At 53.5% G+C, this 16,616-nt stretch carries 16 protein-coding genes and 1 tRNA gene; 8 read left to right on the top strand and 9 right to left on the bottom strand.

Annotated elements, in window-relative coordinates; translation table 11 throughout:
• Nucleotides 1-100 precede the first annotated feature (100 nt).
• Nucleotides 101-775 carry an SOS response-associated peptidase gene (locus ACR0J2_RS22290; protein ID WP_480813903.1) on the bottom strand — a complete coding sequence of 225 codons (675 nt, stop codon included), beginning with the start codon at nt 773-775 and terminating at the stop codon, nt 101-103.
• A gap of 63 nt (nt 776-838) precedes the next feature.
• Here ACR0J2_RS22290 and ACR0J2_RS22285 point away from each other — a divergent pair, with 63 nt between their 5' ends.
• The gene (locus ACR0J2_RS22285) at nt 839-1,117 is read left to right on the top strand and encodes a hypothetical protein (RefSeq protein WP_480813902.1); all 279 of its coding nucleotides are present in this window, start codon (nt 839-841) and stop codon (nt 1,115-1,117) included.
• 650 nt (nt 1,118-1,767) lie between these two features.
• On the opposite strand, the gene ACR0J2_RS22280 is transcribed toward ACR0J2_RS22285, so the two are convergent.
• Entirely contained in the window at nt 1,768-2,409 is a 642-nt protein-coding gene (locus ACR0J2_RS22280; RefSeq protein ID WP_480813901.1) for a TetR/AcrR family transcriptional regulator, read from the bottom strand.
• A 171-nt stretch (nt 2,410-2,580) separates the two neighbouring features.
• Here ACR0J2_RS22280 and ACR0J2_RS22275 point away from each other — a divergent pair, with 171 nt between their 5' ends.
• Together ACR0J2_RS22275 and ACR0J2_RS22270 are read left to right on the top strand one after the other, a co-directional pair.
• On the top strand, nt 2,581-3,657 hold the full coding sequence (locus tag ACR0J2_RS22275) for an efflux RND transporter periplasmic adaptor subunit (RefSeq protein WP_480813900.1): 1,077 nt from the start codon (nt 2,581-2,583) through the stop codon (nt 3,655-3,657).
• 12 nt (nt 3,658-3,669) lie between these two features.
• Nucleotides 3,670-6,813, top strand: a complete 3,144-nt coding sequence (locus ACR0J2_RS22270) for an efflux RND transporter permease subunit (protein WP_480813899.1) — start codon at nt 3,670-3,672, stop codon at nt 6,811-6,813.
• Between the two features lie 258 nt (nt 6,814-7,071).
• Here the strand turns inward: ACR0J2_RS22270 and ACR0J2_RS22265 are convergent, their stop codons facing one another.
• The 6 genes from ACR0J2_RS22265 to ACR0J2_RS22240 all read right to left on the bottom strand — a co-directional run bounded on the left by ACR0J2_RS22265 (nt 7,072) and on the right by ACR0J2_RS22240 (nt 11,810).
• Nucleotides 7,072-7,479: a (R)-mandelonitrile lyase gene (locus ACR0J2_RS22265; RefSeq protein WP_171175073.1), complete on the bottom strand. Its 408-nt coding sequence runs from the start codon at nt 7,477-7,479 to the stop codon at nt 7,072-7,074.
• 183 nt (nt 7,480-7,662) lie between these two features.
• A complete protein-coding gene (locus ACR0J2_RS22260; protein WP_480813898.1) occupies nt 7,663-8,118 on the bottom strand; it encodes a P27 family phage terminase small subunit in 456 nt (151 codons plus the stop codon).
• A 527-nt stretch (nt 8,119-8,645) separates the two neighbouring features.
• Nucleotides 8,646-10,943: a hypothetical protein gene (locus ACR0J2_RS22255; protein WP_480813897.1), complete on the bottom strand. Its 2,298-nt coding sequence runs from the start codon at nt 10,941-10,943 to the stop codon at nt 8,646-8,648.
• Between the two features lie 3 nt (nt 10,944-10,946).
• Complete coding sequence (locus ACR0J2_RS22250) at nt 10,947-11,180, bottom strand: hypothetical protein (RefSeq protein WP_480813896.1); 234 nt, start codon at nt 11,178-11,180, stop codon at nt 10,947-10,949.
• Nucleotides 11,181-11,292: 112 nt separating this feature from the next.
• Nucleotides 11,293-11,445 carry a hypothetical protein gene (locus ACR0J2_RS22245; RefSeq protein WP_480813895.1) on the bottom strand — a complete coding sequence of 51 codons (153 nt, stop codon included), beginning with the start codon at nt 11,443-11,445 and terminating at the stop codon, nt 11,293-11,295.
• Nucleotides 11,446-11,600: 155 nt separating this feature from the next.
• Nucleotides 11,601-11,810 carry a helix-turn-helix domain-containing protein gene (locus tag ACR0J2_RS22240; RefSeq protein WP_480813894.1) on the bottom strand — a complete coding sequence of 70 codons (210 nt, stop codon included), beginning with the start codon at nt 11,808-11,810 and terminating at the stop codon, nt 11,601-11,603.
• Nucleotides 11,811-11,905: 95 nt separating this feature from the next.
• Here ACR0J2_RS22240 and ACR0J2_RS22235 point away from each other — a divergent pair, with 95 nt between their 5' ends.
• Nucleotides 11,906-12,259: a hypothetical protein gene (locus tag ACR0J2_RS22235; RefSeq protein WP_480813893.1), complete on the top strand. Its 354-nt coding sequence runs from the start codon at nt 11,906-11,908 to the stop codon at nt 12,257-12,259.
• On the top strand, nt 12,166-13,392 hold the full coding sequence (locus tag ACR0J2_RS22230; protein ID WP_480813892.1) for a tyrosine-type recombinase/integrase: 1,227 nt from the start codon (nt 12,166-12,168) through the stop codon (nt 13,390-13,392). The genes ACR0J2_RS22235 and ACR0J2_RS22230 overlap by 94 nt, the downstream gene beginning before the upstream one ends.
• Before the next feature lie 70 nt (nt 13,393-13,462).
• On the opposite strand, the gene ACR0J2_RS22225 is transcribed toward ACR0J2_RS22230, so the two are convergent.
• Nucleotides 13,463-13,538, bottom strand: a tRNA-Trp gene (locus tag ACR0J2_RS22225).
• A 143-nt stretch (nt 13,539-13,681) separates the two neighbouring features.
• On the opposite strand from ACR0J2_RS22225, the gene ACR0J2_RS22220 reads away from it, so the two are divergent.
• The 3 genes from ACR0J2_RS22220 (at nt 13,682) to ACR0J2_RS22210 (ending at nt 16,608) form a co-directional block, all read left to right on the top strand.
• Nucleotides 13,682-14,380 carry a lysophospholipid acyltransferase family protein gene (locus ACR0J2_RS22220; RefSeq protein ID WP_480813891.1) on the top strand — a complete coding sequence of 233 codons (699 nt, stop codon included), beginning with the start codon at nt 13,682-13,684 and terminating at the stop codon, nt 14,378-14,380.
• A gap of 318 nt (nt 14,381-14,698) precedes the next feature.
• Nucleotides 14,699-15,814: a hypothetical protein gene (locus ACR0J2_RS22215; protein WP_480813890.1), complete on the top strand. Its 1,116-nt coding sequence runs from the start codon at nt 14,699-14,701 to the stop codon at nt 15,812-15,814.
• A complete protein-coding gene (locus ACR0J2_RS22210; RefSeq protein ID WP_480813889.1) occupies nt 15,811-16,608 on the top strand; it encodes a hypothetical protein in 798 nt (265 codons plus the stop codon). The genes ACR0J2_RS22215 and ACR0J2_RS22210 overlap by 4 nt, the downstream gene beginning before the upstream one ends.
• Nucleotides 16,609-16,616: the final 8 nt, after the last annotated feature.

Here is a 16,616-nt window from a genome sequence, read left to right as displayed (position 1 = left end):
AGGCACTGTTGTTTTGTAAGAGCCATACAATTACTGGGCAAACTGTCGTGATCGACGGGGGTATTCACCTTAACTGATGTCGGCTTTGGGCTCAGAGCAGTCATCCGACTGGATCGGATTTTTCACCCTCACCGCTAAGTACGACTTGCATTCCGCCGGCGTCGTACGGCTGTAAAAGCTCAAATGCGTCGTCAAGGTTGCCATCCATCCATTGCTCATAGTAACTGGGTTGTAGGATCACCGGCATTCGCTGAGGGTGTATCGGTTTCACAATCTCATTCGCTGTTGTCGTAATCACTGTGTACGCCTCGACGGCCTCGGGGCCTTCCTTGCCCTCGTATCGCGACGTCTGCCACATACCCGCAAAGGCAAACGGTGGGCGGTCCTCATCGCCTTTCAGGGCAAACCAATAGTACGTTGCCGGGTTGCGGCCCTTGGCCTCGCAAAAGGAACTGGCAGGCACCAGGCAACGCCGATGTTCAAAACTTCCTTTCCAAAGTCCGCTTGAACGGACCTTGTCATCCCGCGCGTTGTTCCATGCGCCTGGTTGGATGACAGCGCCGGTTTTCTTTGACTTCTTCGTGGTTCGAAAACCCCAGCTCAGCGGGACCAGCTCACGCACGCCATCATCGGCCTTTCTAACGACTGGTGCCATGTGTTTTGGATAAATGGCGGTGAGCGGTTCGGCATTCCCAAGCCTGTCGCGTTCAACGGTGACATCAAACAGTTGGCGCATCGCTGCGGCGGGGATCGTGTTGGAGTACAGATTGCACATGCGAGCTACGGTAAGTGCGAATTTTCATTTGGACAAGCAGTCGATGTTCGCTATTCGTTCACCATGCAGAACTGGCCCAACCGAATCCCTCCCGACCTTCACAATGAAATTGAATCCCGTCGCGTAGACGATTGGGAAGCCGCCTTGCGCGCATGGGCAAAGACGCATGGGCTTAAGCTCAAACTGCAATGGTGGCGACAATTGGAAATCACAATCGCGGACCTGCACTCACGCCGGTACACTGCAAAACCGCAAGACTATTGGTCTGTCTTCAAGGAATGGCTGGAGCGTCACTATGTACCTGCGCCAGAAAAGCTTCCTGGGTGGTCGGAACAGAATTGACGGTGTTTCTTTACGTCACCAGCACAATTCATTTGTCAGTTTGCCTCCTATTCCCCAAAAATAGTGAGTGTACGTAGAGCGGCAAACAGGATGCACTTGCTCAACACAGCCAGGGACAACCAATACTGCCTGTCACAAATGAATAGAAAGTGATGGGTGGTGTGAGGGGCTGGACGAGGGGGTCTTAGCCAGCCCCTCATTTGGGGGTGTTACGGAGTGGGTAAAGTGTTCCGCTACATAAACACTACTCCCCGATTCATGTTTCCGAAATTGGGGGTTTCCCGTAGACCCATTATTTTCTTGTCGCAGACACAGTACCAACAAGCTGGGCCAATACCAAACAGGTGCGGCGCGCCTTGAGGGGGATAACGATTTCCAAGAGGGGGTATGAGTTCGGCGCGTCGCACCCATCCCTTTCCGACTAACGTGGTATCAGAGCTCGGTCGCGAGATAGCGTAAACCGAGGCTTTGGAACAAAGCTCCTGCCGATACCTTAACCTGCAATACTGGCTCAACCCGAAGCGGACATTCGCGGCGCTTTCCAAAATGTCTTCTATGTGAACCAGAGCAATCGTTTAGGTGTAGGCGTGATAGTGGCTTAGACCACCTGCGATCAGTGGTTGGTTGAGTTCGTCTTGGCCTGAGAACGATCAACTCAGCATTCTTTCCGAAACGTCCTCAAGAAGGGTATGAAGATCGAACTCTTCGCCTTTCTCGGCAAGCCCTTTGTCATGTAGAATGAAGGACAGCCCGTGCACAAAACTCCACAATAAAAAACCGCGGCGGCGAACTTCGTCTGTGACTCCCGGTTCACCGAGACATTTTGCAACCTCAGTCAAAAGAATCCCGAAACTTTGCTGGCCGCCCTCCTCCAGCCGCGGGTCCGCGATGCGGTCTGTGAAGCCGCCGAATTTCAGTCTAAAAATCCCGGGCTCGTTTAGTGCGAAGGCAATATACTCCATCCCTATGGCAGTAATGCGCTCGGGTGATCCTTCAGGAACGCCTTCGAGCGCAGCAAGCATTTTGTCTCGGTGCCGATCCATTCCTTCAAGGACAGTGGCGACCAGCATTTCTGTCTTGTCTTTGAAGTGCTTGTAAGGTGCCGCGGTTGAAACGCCCGCGCGTCTGCACGCCTCGGATACAGAAAAACTGTCCGGACCTTTTTCTTCAACCAACTGTCGGGTTGCTTCGATCAGTGCAGCGCGGAGATCGCCGTGATGATAGGCTTTCTTGCTGACGGAACTGCCAGCCGTTTGTCTGTTTGTCGGATGATTTTTTTCGATGCTGCTCATGATCCAACATGTGCCAGATCACGTATCTCTTGTCAAAGTGAGAACTTCTAACATATGTTAGAGACACTAACTTGATGAGGTCCCCAAATGCCGAATCCTGCAAATTCATCTACTGAAGCGGCCAAACCGAGCCTATTTGCACGTGTGTTACGCGGCACTGTGCGTCTGGGAGTGACCGTCAGTTTTATAGCCGTTGCAGCGGCCGCCGTTTACTTTGGCGCATCCGAGCTCACCCGTAGAGCGGACGCTGTAACCGCACCGGATGCCGCCGCTGTGACCCCGGTGTCCGTGACGCCGATCACGTCTGAGAACGCTTACACAGTCGACCGTGTGTTCATCGGGCAAGTTGAACCTCAGCGTTCGGCAGATATCTCTTTCGAATTAAACGGGACGCTGGATCAAATTCTGGTGGATGAGGGTGACAAGGTTGCCAAGGGTCAACTTCTTGCGACACTGGACATCGCATTGCTGGAGGTCGAACGCGACCGTCTGACAGCATCACGTGATGCCATTGCAGCCCAGCTTGAATTTGCAAGAAAGACGGTTGAGCGAAACGCGAAACTCATTGAACAAGGCTTTACCAGTCAAGCCCGTTTGGACGAGGCCGTTTCTCAGCAAGATGAATTGTTGTCCAGAATTGACGAACTGGATGCGGCCTTGCGCGATGTGACCGTTCGGATCGAGAAATCCAGTATAGAGGCCCCATTCGCCGGTCAAATAACCGCGCGACACGTGGACGGCGGCGAAACTCTGCGCTCGGGCGAGCTGGTATTGGGTATGGTCGAGGTCGTGTCGCCGCAGGTTCGGATCGGTATTCCTCTCGATGTTGATCCGGCGCTTCTGACTGATGTTGAGATCGAAATATCAGCTAAAAGCTACCGGGCTGAGCTTGCAACCTTGCGGCCCGATATTGACGCAGTGACCCGAACCCGCACTGCGCTGTTCGATCTGAAAAACGCTCCCGACGTTGCTTTCGGACAAACCGCACGTGTGCATGTACTCGATCCTGTCCAAAGTGCGGGAACCTGGGTGCCGACAACATCGCTGAAGGAAGGAACGCGCGGGCAATGGACACTGCTGGTTGCCGACGCGCAAAAGACTGTACGCCTGGCGACGGTCGAAGTGCTGCATGCCGAAGATGACCGCGTCTTCGTGCGTGGCGCGTTTCCGGAAGGCACCGTCCTGATCGATCAGGGGCCGCAGCGGGTCAGCGTTGGTCAGCGCGTCGCCTTCAACACTGGCGAGTAACGGAGCGATCTGATGGAAACCCTTACCTTTCGCCACCCTCGGTTGGTTGCCCTCATCATTTTGGTGCTTGTATCTGCAGGCCTGTCTTCGTTCCTATCGCTTGGGCGACAGGAAGACCCCACGATCACCAACCTCTTCGCAACTGTAACCACGCAGTTTCCAGGCGCAGACCCCGAACGGGTTGAAGCACTGGTTACCGCAGAAATCGAAGAAGAACTGCGAAAGATCGCCGAGGTGGATGAGATCAGTTCTGTCTCCCGCTCGGGCGTGTCGGTCGTTTCTGTTGAATTGCTGGAAACGCTAGACGAAGCCACCATTGAGCAGGTTTGGGCCGAAGCTCGGGACGCCGTTGAAGATGCGCGCCAGAACTTCCCGGCAGGAGTATTGCCACCGGAATTCGATGCCGAGGGTATTGCTGCCTATTCCGCTGTCATTGCAGTTGCGGCCAAGGACCCCGACTTCCCGTTAACTTTGCTGTCTCGTCATGCCGAAGCATTGGGTGACAGATTGCGCGCGATACCTGCGACACGAGCCGTCGACTATTTCGGTCAACCAGAGGAAGAGGTGCTCGTAAGTGTTGATATGGACAAAGCCGCTGCACTTGGGCTTGGCGCTGCCGAGATTTCTCAGCGGATCGCCGAAGCAGATGGAAAGGTTCAGTCTGGGCGGCTGCAATCCGATGTCGACCTGACCATAGGCGTCAGCGGAGAAATTGAGAGTTTGGATCGCATTCGAAGCATCGTCTTGCGTGAAAACGCAGGCGGTGCCGTGGTGAAGCTCGGAGATATTGCTAGCGTAGACCGGGGCGCACGCGAACCGCAGTCCTCAATCGCGTTTGCAAACGGAAAGCCCTCTGTTTTGGTCGGAATTCTGGCGCAGGACGGCGTGCAGATCGATCGCTGGACAGGTTTTCTACGGGATGAGCTTGAAGCTGGCGCGGCATCGGTACCTTTGGGTATGCAGGAAATACTGCTGTTTGATCAAAGCCAGTACACAACGGATCGTTTGTCAGAGGTTGGGGTCAACATGGCCATTGGCGTGGCCCTGGTCGTGGCAGTTTTGTTTGTCACGTTGGGGGTTCGGGCGGCCGCGATTGTGGCTTTGGTTTTGCCAGTTGTTTCATTGGCAACTCTGGCGACGATGAACATGATTGGATTGCCAATTCATCAGATGTCCGTGACGGGTCTGATTGTTGCCCTAGGTCTGCTCGTTGACGCAGCCATCGTGATGACCGATGAAATTCGACGCCGTCTGCAGGATGGGATGGAGAGACTTTCAGCCGTGCGAGATGCTGTGCGCCGGTTGGCCGCGCCTTTGCTGGCGTCGACTGTCACAACAGCGCTTGCCTTCACGCCGATGATATTGCTGCCTGGCCCCGCCGGCGACTTTGTTGGTGCCATCGCTATCGCCGTGGTGCTTATGCTTGTCTGGTCACTAGTTGTCGCTTTGACGGTGACCCCGGCGATTGCGGGCTGGGTACTTTCCGACCGCCCCAACGCAGGAATGCTGAGCCGCGGTATCAGCATCCCGTCGCTTGCCCGAGTGTTCGAGGCCTCAATTCGATTGTCAGTCGCTAATCCGGTGCGATCCATCGCCTTGGCATTGATCTTGCCCGTGCTTGGCTTTGCGGCCTTTCCAACGTTGACCGCGCAATTCTTCCCGGGCGTCGACCGCAACCAATTCTATATCGAAGTCGACATGCCGGGTGGAACATCAATTGCCACCACCGAAGCAACCGCCCGCCAGATCGATGAGATGCTGCTGGCAGATGATGGCGTCGAAAGTGTCTATTGGACGGTCGGAGAATCCGGTCCGGCATTTTACTACAACATCGTTGGCAACCGTTCACGCGAGCCCGGTTTTGCACAGGCCATGATCACGACCGACACGGCCGACGATGCGGCCCGCCTTGTCGGAGCGTTGCAGAGCCGTCTGGATACCGACTTTCCTGACGCACAGATCATCGTTCGCAGTCTTGTGCAGGGCCCTCCGGTCGCCGCGCCGGTTGAAGTCAAAATTCAAGGGCAGGACATCACGATTTTGCGTAATCTGGGCGACGAGGTCCGTTCAGTTATGGCCAATCTCGATCTGGTGACGCAGGCGCGCGCCAGCGTGAACGGCGGCAACCCCCAAATCCGGTTCGAGATTGATGAGGTCAAAGCCCGTCTGCTGGGGCTGGATGTGGCGGATATAGCGGGTCAGCTGGACGCAGCGCTTGTTGGCATTACCGGTGGATCATTGATCGAAGGGACTGAACAGTTGCCGGTACGAGTTCGTCTAAGTGACGAGGTACGCTCAGATCTAAGCGCCATTGTCAGTATGCCCATCCTGCTGCCCAATGCCGCCGCCATATCCGCCACTAGTGTTTTCCCCGCTGTGCCGTTGTCGGAACTCGCCAGACCGGTGATCGAACCAGCGGAGAGCGTAATAACCAGAACGGATGGCGTGCGCGAAAACACTATTCAAGCGTTTATCGTCCCCGGTGTTTTACCCGAAGAGGCGTTGCAGGACGTACTAGAGGCGCTTGATGCGTCCGGATTTGTGTTGCCGCAAGGCTATTCGATGTCCTTGGGCGGCGACAGTGATGCCCGATCCAACACCGTGGGCAATCTGCTTGCCTCTGTCGGTTTGATTGTCACACTCTCCATCGCGACCATCGTTCTGACCTTTAACTCGTTCCGACTGACGCTCGTGACCTTGGTCGTGTGCGTGTTGTCTGCAGGCCTTTCAATGCTATCGCTGGCAGTTATGCAATTCCCGTTCGGAATAACGGCGATCATCGGAGTTATCGGCTCGATTGGAGTTTCGATCAACGCGGCGATCATAATTCTAACCGGGTTGCAACAAGACGTTGACGCAAGCCAAGGCGACCGAGCGGCCATGGCGCGCGTTGTGACTGGTTCAAGTCGGCACATCATCTCGACCACGATCACAACCTTTGGCGGCTTCCTACCCCTGATCATAGCTGGAGGAGCATTTTGGCCGCCATTCGCCGTGGCCATCGCCGGAGGGGTTCTGTTGTCGACTGTCGTATCCTTTTATTTCACCCCACCCGTGTTCGCGCTGGTGTATCGTGGAAAGTTCGACAAACCGCTTGAGGCAAACAACCAGCATTCCCAGCCTCAAGAAGCTATTGTTGCGCTTGTGGCAGAATGAGGATCGAGACTACTTCTCCTTGCGAGTTGGTATATTTCAAAGCCGCAGTTGTTCGAGGCAAGGTTCAATTTCTGCTATGGGCCGCACGCTGAACTTTGCAAAGTCTGGTTTCTGCGCGTTGGCGACCTTGGTACAGACCGCAGCAATGGTACGTTTGGGCTCAGAGCGGTCGTCCGTTGAAGATGGCCGGATTGACTGCTCTGCGAACAAAACGGACGTGCGGTGAAAGTGGTGAACGAACGACCCGTCTGACTCGCTTCATTCCGCGCGCGCTGCGCTATAGTCCTCGTCTGAGACATGCTCCATCCAATCCGCAGTCTTGCCGTCGACAGACGTCTGCACAGCCAGATGGGTCATCGCGCAGTCTGGCGACGCGCCGTGCCAATGCCGCTCTCCTGGCGCGAACCACACCGTATCGCCGGGGCGCAACAGACGCACTGGCTGCCCTTCAGACCCAGCCAGGCCCAAGCCAGACAAAACATGAAGCGTTTGACCGGCAGGGTGCGTGTGCCAGGCTGTCCGTGAACCGGGCTCAAAAGTCACCGCAAGGATCTTAACCGGGGAGGGATCATTCCCGGTCACAACGGGATCAAAGCGGACCGTACCGGTGAAATACTCATTGCCGGGAAATTGTGAAGGTCGGTCCCCGGCTCGATGGATTTTCATGATGTGCACCTTTGTTGCGCTGCTCTTGGGGACTTAGCAGAGTTCCGAGTTCAAACCCAGAGGCGCGGCGGGTCAACGCGGTCATCTGAGATGATTTTGTTAGATGTCCTGACTGTACGTCATAGCAGACGTTTCCCGATGTCGTTTGCAGACCGTTTCGCCCGCGACTGGTCGAACTGGAAGTCAATTGATCTGTTTTGGTCCGAGTGCCAATAGACCGTGTGCATCTGTTGCTTGGGCTTCTCTGACGGCTTTGTTTTTGTTTTCAGCCAATGTCAATTTGGCATTGTCTTCGTAAATATTCAGTCGAAGTGATGTCGCCAGAGATTGCAGCTGCTTAATCAACTGCAACTGGGCTTGAACCAATGGATGAACTTTCACGCTTCCGGAATTAGTGACCGTGGTAAAACCTGACCGTGCAAGTAGAGCAGATACATCATCCAGCTGGTGTACGATACGTGCGTACTGAACACAAAGATTGATGATGTTGCGTTTGCCTCTGTAGCGGTAGGGAATTTGAAGTTGAACCCGAGCATACTCTTCGTAAACAGGGCTAGGAAGCGGTCTCCCTGCTTCAAAAACCGTATTGGCGTTTGAACGTTCCTCTTGATCATCGCTAAAACCAAAAACATTACTCATCTAGTTTTACCCTTTCCTCAGTTGTTTGAGTGGAAACTGATACGAGCACAGTTGGCGAGCTGAAGTGGTCGCTGCTCGAGACTATTTTCGGTTTTGATTTTTCGGTTTTCACTTTCAAATCTATGGAGGCACGGTCAGAGCACGTGGCTCTTGTTTTTGCTCCTACCCCTCCCTTCTCGATGAGTGAGCCTTAACTTAGGCTTGGTCGTCTGAACCCACCCAATACCCTACTTCCCACAATAACCGGCCTCGGCTCAAGGTGGTTAGGTATGCAACGGTCGACGACGCAACTAAAGTCGATTTTCCAAGCACATTGGATTAAAGCGCCCAAATCCTAGAATACCTACGTTCGTACGTAGACAAGTAGGTAAGTAGGTCAAATAGGTGGGGGTACCCCCTGCCGGGGCGGGCTGGAGAATACCAAGGGGTATATATTATACCTATTTACCTATTTATTATATAAACTATTATTTTTAATAAATTTTTAAGTTGGTAATATCATTACTTACTTGGCACCTACTTACCTACTACTCAGGTTTTCGGTAATACTCGACCTTTTTGCCGTTGGAAGCACGGCTTTCCATAACTTCGAGGGCGCCATCTTTGACCATCTTGTCGACGTAGTCCTTGGTTCTTTGGTCACCTAGTTGCCGTTTCAAATCGGTCCGTTTGATGTAGGGTCGGTCTCCCGGTGTAAAGGTCCAGCCGAAAGACGGTCTGGCGAGAAGGGTTTCGATCTTCTGGTAGACCTTGGTTTCCATCTCCTTCGCATCGCCAAACTCTGCCGCTGCACCAACCAGATTGAGGTAGGTTAGGGCTGACATCTTTGTCACTGCCAGACCCCACATCAAATCGGCTAGGGTAATATTGATACGTCCACAACTGCGGGCGAGTATCATTGCAAACCGCTTGGCACTCTCCCTGTACCGACTTTCCAACTTCTCGTTGGTATTGAAATCCCGCGACTGGAATTGTGGGGAAGCCCGGCGCTTGGCTAATTCCGTTTTGGTCATATCGTCCAGATAATCTTGGGCGTCTTTGTCGACTTGCATCACAACCATTTCGGGTCGGTCAATGATCTCATGGGCTACGATGTTTCCCTCGCTGTCACTAGCCAGCGCCCTAAGTGTGCTCGCGATATTTTCAGGTATATTGTAGAGGACACTTTTGTGAACATCCGGAAAACTCTCGGCTGGCGTCAGGGACGGTACAAACGTCATGCGCTGCACGAACCCGTCGCGGACGTTTTTTGTCTCGAACAGGTCGCCCAGCTGTTCCAGCGTGCTTACCGCGCAGAGAGATATTGCCGGATAATGGGCTGGATCTTTGGCTTGAGTGGTGTCGCTGTAATCGCCAGGAAAAACGATGCGCCGAACTCGACCTGAGATATGCTTGAACGGAGCGCTGACATTGGTGGTATCCTGCGCCTGAACCTTTCGCAACCAATCCCCCGCTTCATCCACGAAGTAAATCCGCACGGGATATTGATGGACGAGGTTATTAACGAGCCCAGCGCCTGACTTTGGTTCCCCGGCAATCCGTTGCCCAAGTCCAGCGTCCACTAGGGCGTCCTTAGGTGTTTCCAATATCTGGTCTTTTGCCCCGCCACTTTCAGCGATGTAGAACATGTTGAAGGTCGGTGCCAAGTTCTCCAGACGGAAGTTGCGTGCCATTGCAATGCCGTGGGTTTGAACACTAGCCATGAGTGCCATTATCGGTTGATCGAAACCTGCGACGGCGATGGACCTATGACGGATGTGGTCGGACAACGGCAGAAGCGAACTCTCCGCAGGCACAGTATTCAGCACCTCCATTACTTGAGCGTCTAATTCTGGGATGCCCGTCGTTTGTCTGGCGGTCAATTGATGTACCTCCGCGACTTGTGGGTTTGGCGGGACGAAGTTCCGGACGCTTTCCAGTACCTCTGCCTTTCTACCCTCGCGATAACGCCACTGGTTCTCCATGCTCTTCCAGACGTATTTGCGGAAATGCTCCTCACTGGTTCTTTTGCTGTGAATACGTTGGTGGTCGATGCCACGCGCCGACATGAACACGTCGACTATCAGGTTCTTGTCTTCCGTCACCTGTAACAGGAAATCCAATAAACTTTGATCGTGTTCACTTCGGGTGTCGTCGTCTGGATATCCTTCATCAAACAAGACTTGTGCCTTGGACCCGCGCCAGTTTGACAGGTTCTCCAATCGTTGAATTATGTCCTGTTCGGTGGCGTTGTCTTTGAAGTCTGGCATGTTGCCTTCGACCTTGGCTGGTAGCTTGGCGACGATGTAGTTCAGCCAGTCTCCCTCGTCTTCTACGATGGGGTTATTCAGCTTTATCCCGCCTGTCAGGATCAAGAACCGTTCTTGGTCATAAACTTCCATCTGGTGTTCGCTGCTTTTGCGACCGCCGAAGTTCAATCTGGTTTTCAACAGACCACGGTACCCAAGACCCGATTGGCTGTATTCCCAATATGTGCTTGCCGTTACCTGCATTATTTCGTTGTGCGCATTACGAACCTCTTCTGGCGTGTCGGTTGCCAGTGTTCGGTCCAGGTCTATCCCGGCGAAAGGATCGTCTTTACTCAGGATAAAACCAAGTGCGCCCCAAGGTCCGTTTACGACTGCTTTCCAACATTCTTCCCAAGTTGCCCAAGTCGCCGGGCTAGTGACGTCTATCGGTTTTCCCGTCACTGGATTGTAAGGTCGCTTCGGTTCTTCGCCTTTCAGCAAACAGACGCCCCATTGATTATAGGGTCTCAATTCCTGCGGAATATTATTGAGGGCGAGCGACTTCGTTTGTTTTTCTAGATTTACGTAATCAACCATCGGTCATGCATCCCAAGGCATTTTATCTACTTCACCAGTGTCATATTGACGTGGACGCCTTTCTTCCGGTTCCGGTTCTGCCTGTCTGGTTTTCGGTTGCCATTCTTGCGAAACGAACGCACCTGCGCCGATGTGTTCTACATCTCCGTTGTCGTACTGAACGACCTTTACCGTTTCTGGACTAAGGGATAGTTCAAAATCGGTAGGTTGCCGTATCTTGAATTTACGTTTTTTCACTGGTTCTACTCTCCAAAAATCTGGAGACACCGAACCGCCGATCCTTTACCCTGTAGTTGTCCACTATTTGTTTTTTTTGGGGGGGTGTCCGGATTTGGCGATTTGGCACCCCTTATTTTTTTGCCTCTTCAAGATCTTTTTCAATTAGACCTTTGATGTATTTCGACACCGTCTTTTCAACCTGTGCCGCACGAATACGAACTTCCTTCTTGAATTCATTAGAGGCAGTACAAGCGATTAATGATTCATTGTTTTTGGTAGGCATTGTTCAATCTCCTGTTGTTAACACCACAACGGTAAACGACCATTTTTCGTCATTACAAACAGTTTTTTAAGACTAAATCCCTATAAAAATTAATAACCGTTGGAATTAAATAAAACTTCCCTCCAATTGGATTAATTGTTTTCCAGATATTTTAATTATTCAATCCAATTCGGGACGTCACGTCCATATCCGTTTTCAGCGTGATACTGAAACGCTTCTTCCTTAATGTACAGCATTCGCCCTAATGGAATGACGCCGCCGATTTGACCACGTTCATACGCCTTATAGATCGTATTGCGGGTGACACCGAACACCTCGGCTAACTCGTTTAGTGGACGCATGTTCGCCCGTTTGGGTCGAGACATCTAAAACTCTCCTTGAAACACGAAAGGATGGGTTTTAATGTTACAACCACTACCCTAAAACGCAACAGTTAATAAGATCCTTAGGTGTTACAACAATGATAGTAAAGGACAACGACACGCCAAAGATCGTGACCAAGTTCATCGACCAGTTATGGCAAGGTGAAGGGGATGCGACAGGCGATCCAACTGAGTTGGAAAACTACCTGACCAAAGGGTTCAATGATCCCAAACAAGCGCAGTGGCGCGCATGGTTCGATATGGGCGAATTGCAGGTTCACCCGAACTTTTACAACGATGATCTGGAACAGGTTCACGAACTTGCCGAGGCTTACGCGGCTGGTCACAAATCCTACCTGTGCTTGAACTGCGGAAAGAAAATGATCGCCAAAAGACCGGCAAAAACCTGTTCCACGACCTGCCGAGTGGCGTATCACCGGAGGGCGGGATAGTGGCATCCATCCACCACAACAAAAGAGGTTGGACAGTTCGATGGGATGTTGGTCGAACCAAAGACGGTAAACGTGCAACATCCTCCAAAACGTTCAAAACAGAACACGAGGCGATTGCCCACAAGGTTCATGTTGAGAGACTAAAGATTGGCACTGGTAAAGAGAGTCTTGAGGCGCGTTGGTTACGCTGGATCGAGGATCGCTTGGCGGTTGGTAAGATCACCGAAAAGACCGCCGTAGGGTACCGCGAAAAGGCGACCGCTTGGGGCAACCTGATCGGTCCCAAACCTTACAAACAGATCACCACCGCCGACATAGACCGCGCCCTTGCCCAATTGTGCCGGGGCGAAACTCCAAGCGGTCGAATACCAAGTCCAAGGACTATCCATCATTACCAAGTGTGCTTGAAAACATTCTTCACTCACATGTGGAAAAAGGGTGAGATTGAACGCCCGCCGACTTTGGGCATGGAGATGGTAACGGCGTCCAACAGAACCAAACGCGCCCCTACCCTAGATGAATTACAGGCGATAATCGCGGAAGCGGATCAGTCCAAGGCAATTCATGGTCTAGTGGGTTTTATCCTAAGACTCGCCGCGCACACTGGTTTGCGTCGGGGCGAATTGTTCGGTTTAAGGTGGCAAGACGTCGATCTTATCGCCGGACGGATCACAGTTAGACAGGCGGCATCGCAACCAAAGGGTAAGGCGTCCACCGTCTTTAAATCCCCGAAAACGGAAGCGGGTCTTAGATCCATTTCCATCGAACCTGCCACCGTTGATCTTCTTCGCAAGCACATGGTTGAAGTGCGGCAATGGCAACTAGCGGCGGGGTCGGCATGGGCGAATAATGATCTGGTTCTTTGTGATCCTGTTGGGCAGATTTTGAACATGAGTGATGTAAGCAAGCTGGCGGGTAAGATTCGAGATCGCGCCAGGGTATCAAGAGACGTTTTGCCAATCCACGGCACCCGTCATTACAACATCACCCAGATGGCAAAACTGACTAAAGACTATGCGGCAATCCAACGCCGTGCAGGTCACGCCAGTTACGAATCGACTAACCGATACATTACAACAGATGAAGAACAGGACCGGAACTTGGCGGGTGCTGCTTTGAAGGGTTTGTTGTGAAAATGTCCAACGGATGTACGACAATTTCGAATAAAGGTGTGTTCGATTTTGTGTAAGTCGTTGATTTTAATGGCAGGGGCAGCAGGGTTCGAACCCGCGACCTACGGTTTTGGAGACCGTCGCTCTACCAACTGAGCTATACCCCTGTGGTGCGACCCAGATATGCCAGCCGCGCGGCGGACTCAAGAGGCTTTTTGCGATTCATCGTCAGATCACCCCGGGGACAAACAAGTTGCACAGAACGCGCAGTTCTTTAAGACAAGGTCTGGTCAGCAAAAGGATACAATACGTGAGCCTCCGCAAGAAAATCGCAGACAGCGAAGCCGTTCTCAACTGGGCGGCGCGGCGGATCGCCAGCTACATCCGGATGGTTCATCGCAACACAAGCTGGCAGCGCCTCGGGTTTGAGGAAATGGACAAACTGGTGGAACAGGGTGAGCCGGTGATCGTTGTGTTGTGGCACCAGCGGCTGACGCAATCCCCCTATCTGTTCCCACTGGACAAGGGACGGGTTTGCACCATCACGTCGGCCGCGCGCGCCGGCAGCATGGTGGGCCGTGTGCAAAAGCTGTTCGGAATGGACTCGATCGCCATGACCAGCCGGAAACGCCACGTCGCCTTGTCGCGCGAGGTGCTGGGGATGATCAAGCAGGGCATTTCGATTGGCATTGCCGCCGACGGTCCGCGCGGACCCGAACGGGTGTTGTCGACCGTGCCGCTGGTTTGGGCGCGCACCTCGGGCAAGCGGGTATTTGGCATTACTTTTTCTACCCGCTATGGGCGCGAGGCCGGAACGTGGGACCGCATGCTTCTGCCCCGCCCCTGGCGCAATCAGGGCGTTTTCCTGTGCCGGGAATGGACCGAAACCGTCCCCCGCAAGGCCAGTGAAGAACAGATCGAAACGCTCAGGCAAAGCCTTGAGCACCACATGAACGATCTCACTGCTGAAGCGGACCGGATGGTCGGGCGTGAACCCTGGCAGAGTTAACAAACCAAGCATCAAATCCAGCCAAAGCAACCCGACTGCAACTGCTTCAAACAAGGTGTAGTTGATTTGTCTTCCTGCAACAGTCATTTTGAACGGCATGTTTCACCGTTACGCATTCTCGCGGCGGTTGAAATTTTCAATTAACGTCGGTGCCGAATCACGAGATACGACACCATGACCGATTCAAAACAAAAGCAAGATTTTTCAGAACGAATACAACGCATTCAGCAGAAACACGGCACCCCTCCGCCAGCGCAAATCCAAACCGAATTTACACCCAGTGAATCGGCGCCGAAGGGTCATAATCTCCGCAACGCGATGATCTGGGCCATATTGGCGGCCATGGCCGGAATTGGCGGGTTTTACGCCCTGATGATGTTCGACGAGTGGAAACTGTCGCAAGCAGCAGCCCCGGACAACCAGTCGGCCTCACAGCCACAACCCAAGCCTGTGCAGGACGTTCGCCAGATCACCGATCAAGGCTGGAGCATTCCCAGCCCGGGTCTGGCAACTGCGGACCGGGAACAATTGACCGTGTTGGATGTGGCGACGGGCTTTGATCCGGCAGGGCAGGACGCGCCGCCCAACGTGCTGATCCCTTTTGCCGTCAATTCCGAATGCACCTTCAAAAGACCGCAGCCGAATGATGTTGTCTATAACGTGCGCATGGAGACCGGCACGCTGCCGACAACGACCCATGTGTTCTCGAACCGGGCCATCGCGAATGCGCTGATCGACCATATCGAAGGTGTGCAGGTTTCGAAAAAACACTTTCAGACCGGATCCCGGGCGCAGGGACGGATGTTCGCCGTGGACGTGTTTGTCACGGACACGTCGGCACCCGTCTATCTGGTGCTGCAAAGCTTCCGCCAGAACGTGATCTGGAACCTGCAACTAGCCAGGGGAGTCACCCTGTCGCATGTCGCGATGATCGGCGAGAACTCGGGTCTTGTGGCGCCTGAACAGGACGTGCCGTTCGAGGCAATCAGGATCAGCGACTTTGTAACGAACTTTGAATTTGGCGCGAATGATGCCCCGGGGCCTTGCATGGTTGCACCATGGCGAAGGCCACAGGCGCATTGGCCCGCGCAGGCCAAGGCGGAAAACGGCAATGATCTGTACACGAACCAGATTTACAGCTTCAACACCGGCTATCGCGCGTTTGACGCATGGTACCGGCAGGTCATGGGTGTGCCTGCGGACACCAATGTAACAGCCCCCCACAGTGCGGCCCATGTCCTGGTGGGCGACCTGCCGGACCAGCCAATCGAATATCGCGGCATGGCAGGACGTGATGTCTATGTCTCGGAAAACGACTTTACGCTGATCGGAGATGACACGTTTGAGGACACGCATATCATGCTGCTGACCGCCGCGGTCGGTGGTGACCTTGCGCTGCTTGAACCCGCGCCGCAGGAGGTTTCCCGGCAATGAAACTGATAGGTACGGCCCTGACTCTGTCGATCCTCGCCCTACTTGCGGTTTGGTATCTGCCGACGATGTACTGGGGCTATCAAATCAGCCGCGCGGTTTCACAGGCGCAGTCCGGCGACGACGCGGCGTTTGAAACCGTGGGTGAACTTGCCGAAGGCCCACCACTTGTTGCCTGGCTTCGCAACAACAAGAAGCTGAACGCAGCATTCAACCCCACGGACCTGACCACAGGCCGCTATGTGTCATACAAGCTGGAAATGCCGTTTGAGGCTTTGCTGAAGCCCGGAGAAACCCTGCCAGAGCCGGATTTTCAGGAACTTTATGCCCATGCACGCGCGCCGCAAACTCTGGCGGGATACTGTTTCGAAGTACTGGGCAACCTGGGAACAAAATGTAATGTTTCCAAATCCAACGCCACGCTTTCACGGGATGGAACCGTCAGGATCATCGGAAACCTGCAATATGTCCCGGATTACGAAACCGGCGATCCGTCAGTCGTCAAGAACGGCGAACTCATCTCGGCCCGGGTGCGGCTGATTGGTGGCCACAATCTTCACAACACTCTGGGCAACCGCGCGGAAGTGTTCGAAAAGGCACGCAGAATCTGTATTGAAATCCGCGCCTTGCTGGGAAACTGCATTATCTCTTCGATCAGTTTCGATATCACCCCACGGGACGGCGTTCAAATTCTGAGGGCCTCGGCCCGTTTCGACGCCTTCGCCGACAGCACGCAATATCGACGCGACTCTCTGCAAACCGCCGTGGATCAAATAGCCGAAGACTTAGTGAACTGATCGTTGCC

The organism is Ruegeria sp. CG4 (assembly GCF_056537185.1).
The sequence above is the reverse complement of the archived record's forward strand: the minus strand, read 5'-3'. Positions and strand labels throughout refer to the sequence as shown.

Coding starts and splice junctions, on each gene's coding strand:
- ACR0J2_RS22290 (WP_480813903.1), bottom strand. CDS start 775: ATGTGCAATCTGTACTCCAACACGATCCCCGCCGCAGCGATGCGCCAA.
- ACR0J2_RS22285 (WP_480813902.1), top strand. CDS start 839: ATGCAGAACTGGCCCAACCGAATCCCTCCCGACCTTCACAATGAAATT.
- ACR0J2_RS22280 (WP_480813901.1), bottom strand. CDS start 2,409: ATGAGCAGCATCGAAAAAAATCATCCGACAAACAGACAAACGGCTGGC.
- ACR0J2_RS22270 (WP_480813899.1), top strand. CDS start 3,670: ATGGAAACCCTTACCTTTCGCCACCCTCGGTTGGTTGCCCTCATCATT.
- ACR0J2_RS22265 (WP_171175073.1), bottom strand. CDS start 7,479: ATGAAAATCCATCGAGCCGGGGACCGACCTTCACAATTTCCCGGCAAT.
- ACR0J2_RS22260 (WP_480813898.1), bottom strand. CDS start 8,118: ATGAGTAATGTTTTTGGTTTTAGCGATGATCAAGAGGAACGTTCAAAC.
- ACR0J2_RS22255 (WP_480813897.1), bottom strand. CDS start 10,943: ATGGTTGATTACGTAAATCTAGAAAAACAAACGAAGTCGCTCGCCCTC.
- ACR0J2_RS22245 (WP_480813895.1), bottom strand. CDS start 11,445: ATGCCTACCAAAAACAATGAATCATTAATCGCTTGTACTGCCTCTAAT.
- ACR0J2_RS22240 (WP_480813894.1), bottom strand. CDS start 11,810: ATGTCTCGACCCAAACGGGCGAACATGCGTCCACTAAACGAGTTAGCC.
- ACR0J2_RS22235 (WP_480813893.1), top strand. CDS start 11,906: ATGATAGTAAAGGACAACGACACGCCAAAGATCGTGACCAAGTTCATC.
- ACR0J2_RS22215 (WP_480813890.1), top strand. CDS start 14,699: ATGATCTGGGCCATATTGGCGGCCATGGCCGGAATTGGCGGGTTTTAC.
- ACR0J2_RS22210 (WP_480813889.1), top strand. CDS start 15,811: ATGAAACTGATAGGTACGGCCCTGACTCTGTCGATCCTCGCCCTACTT.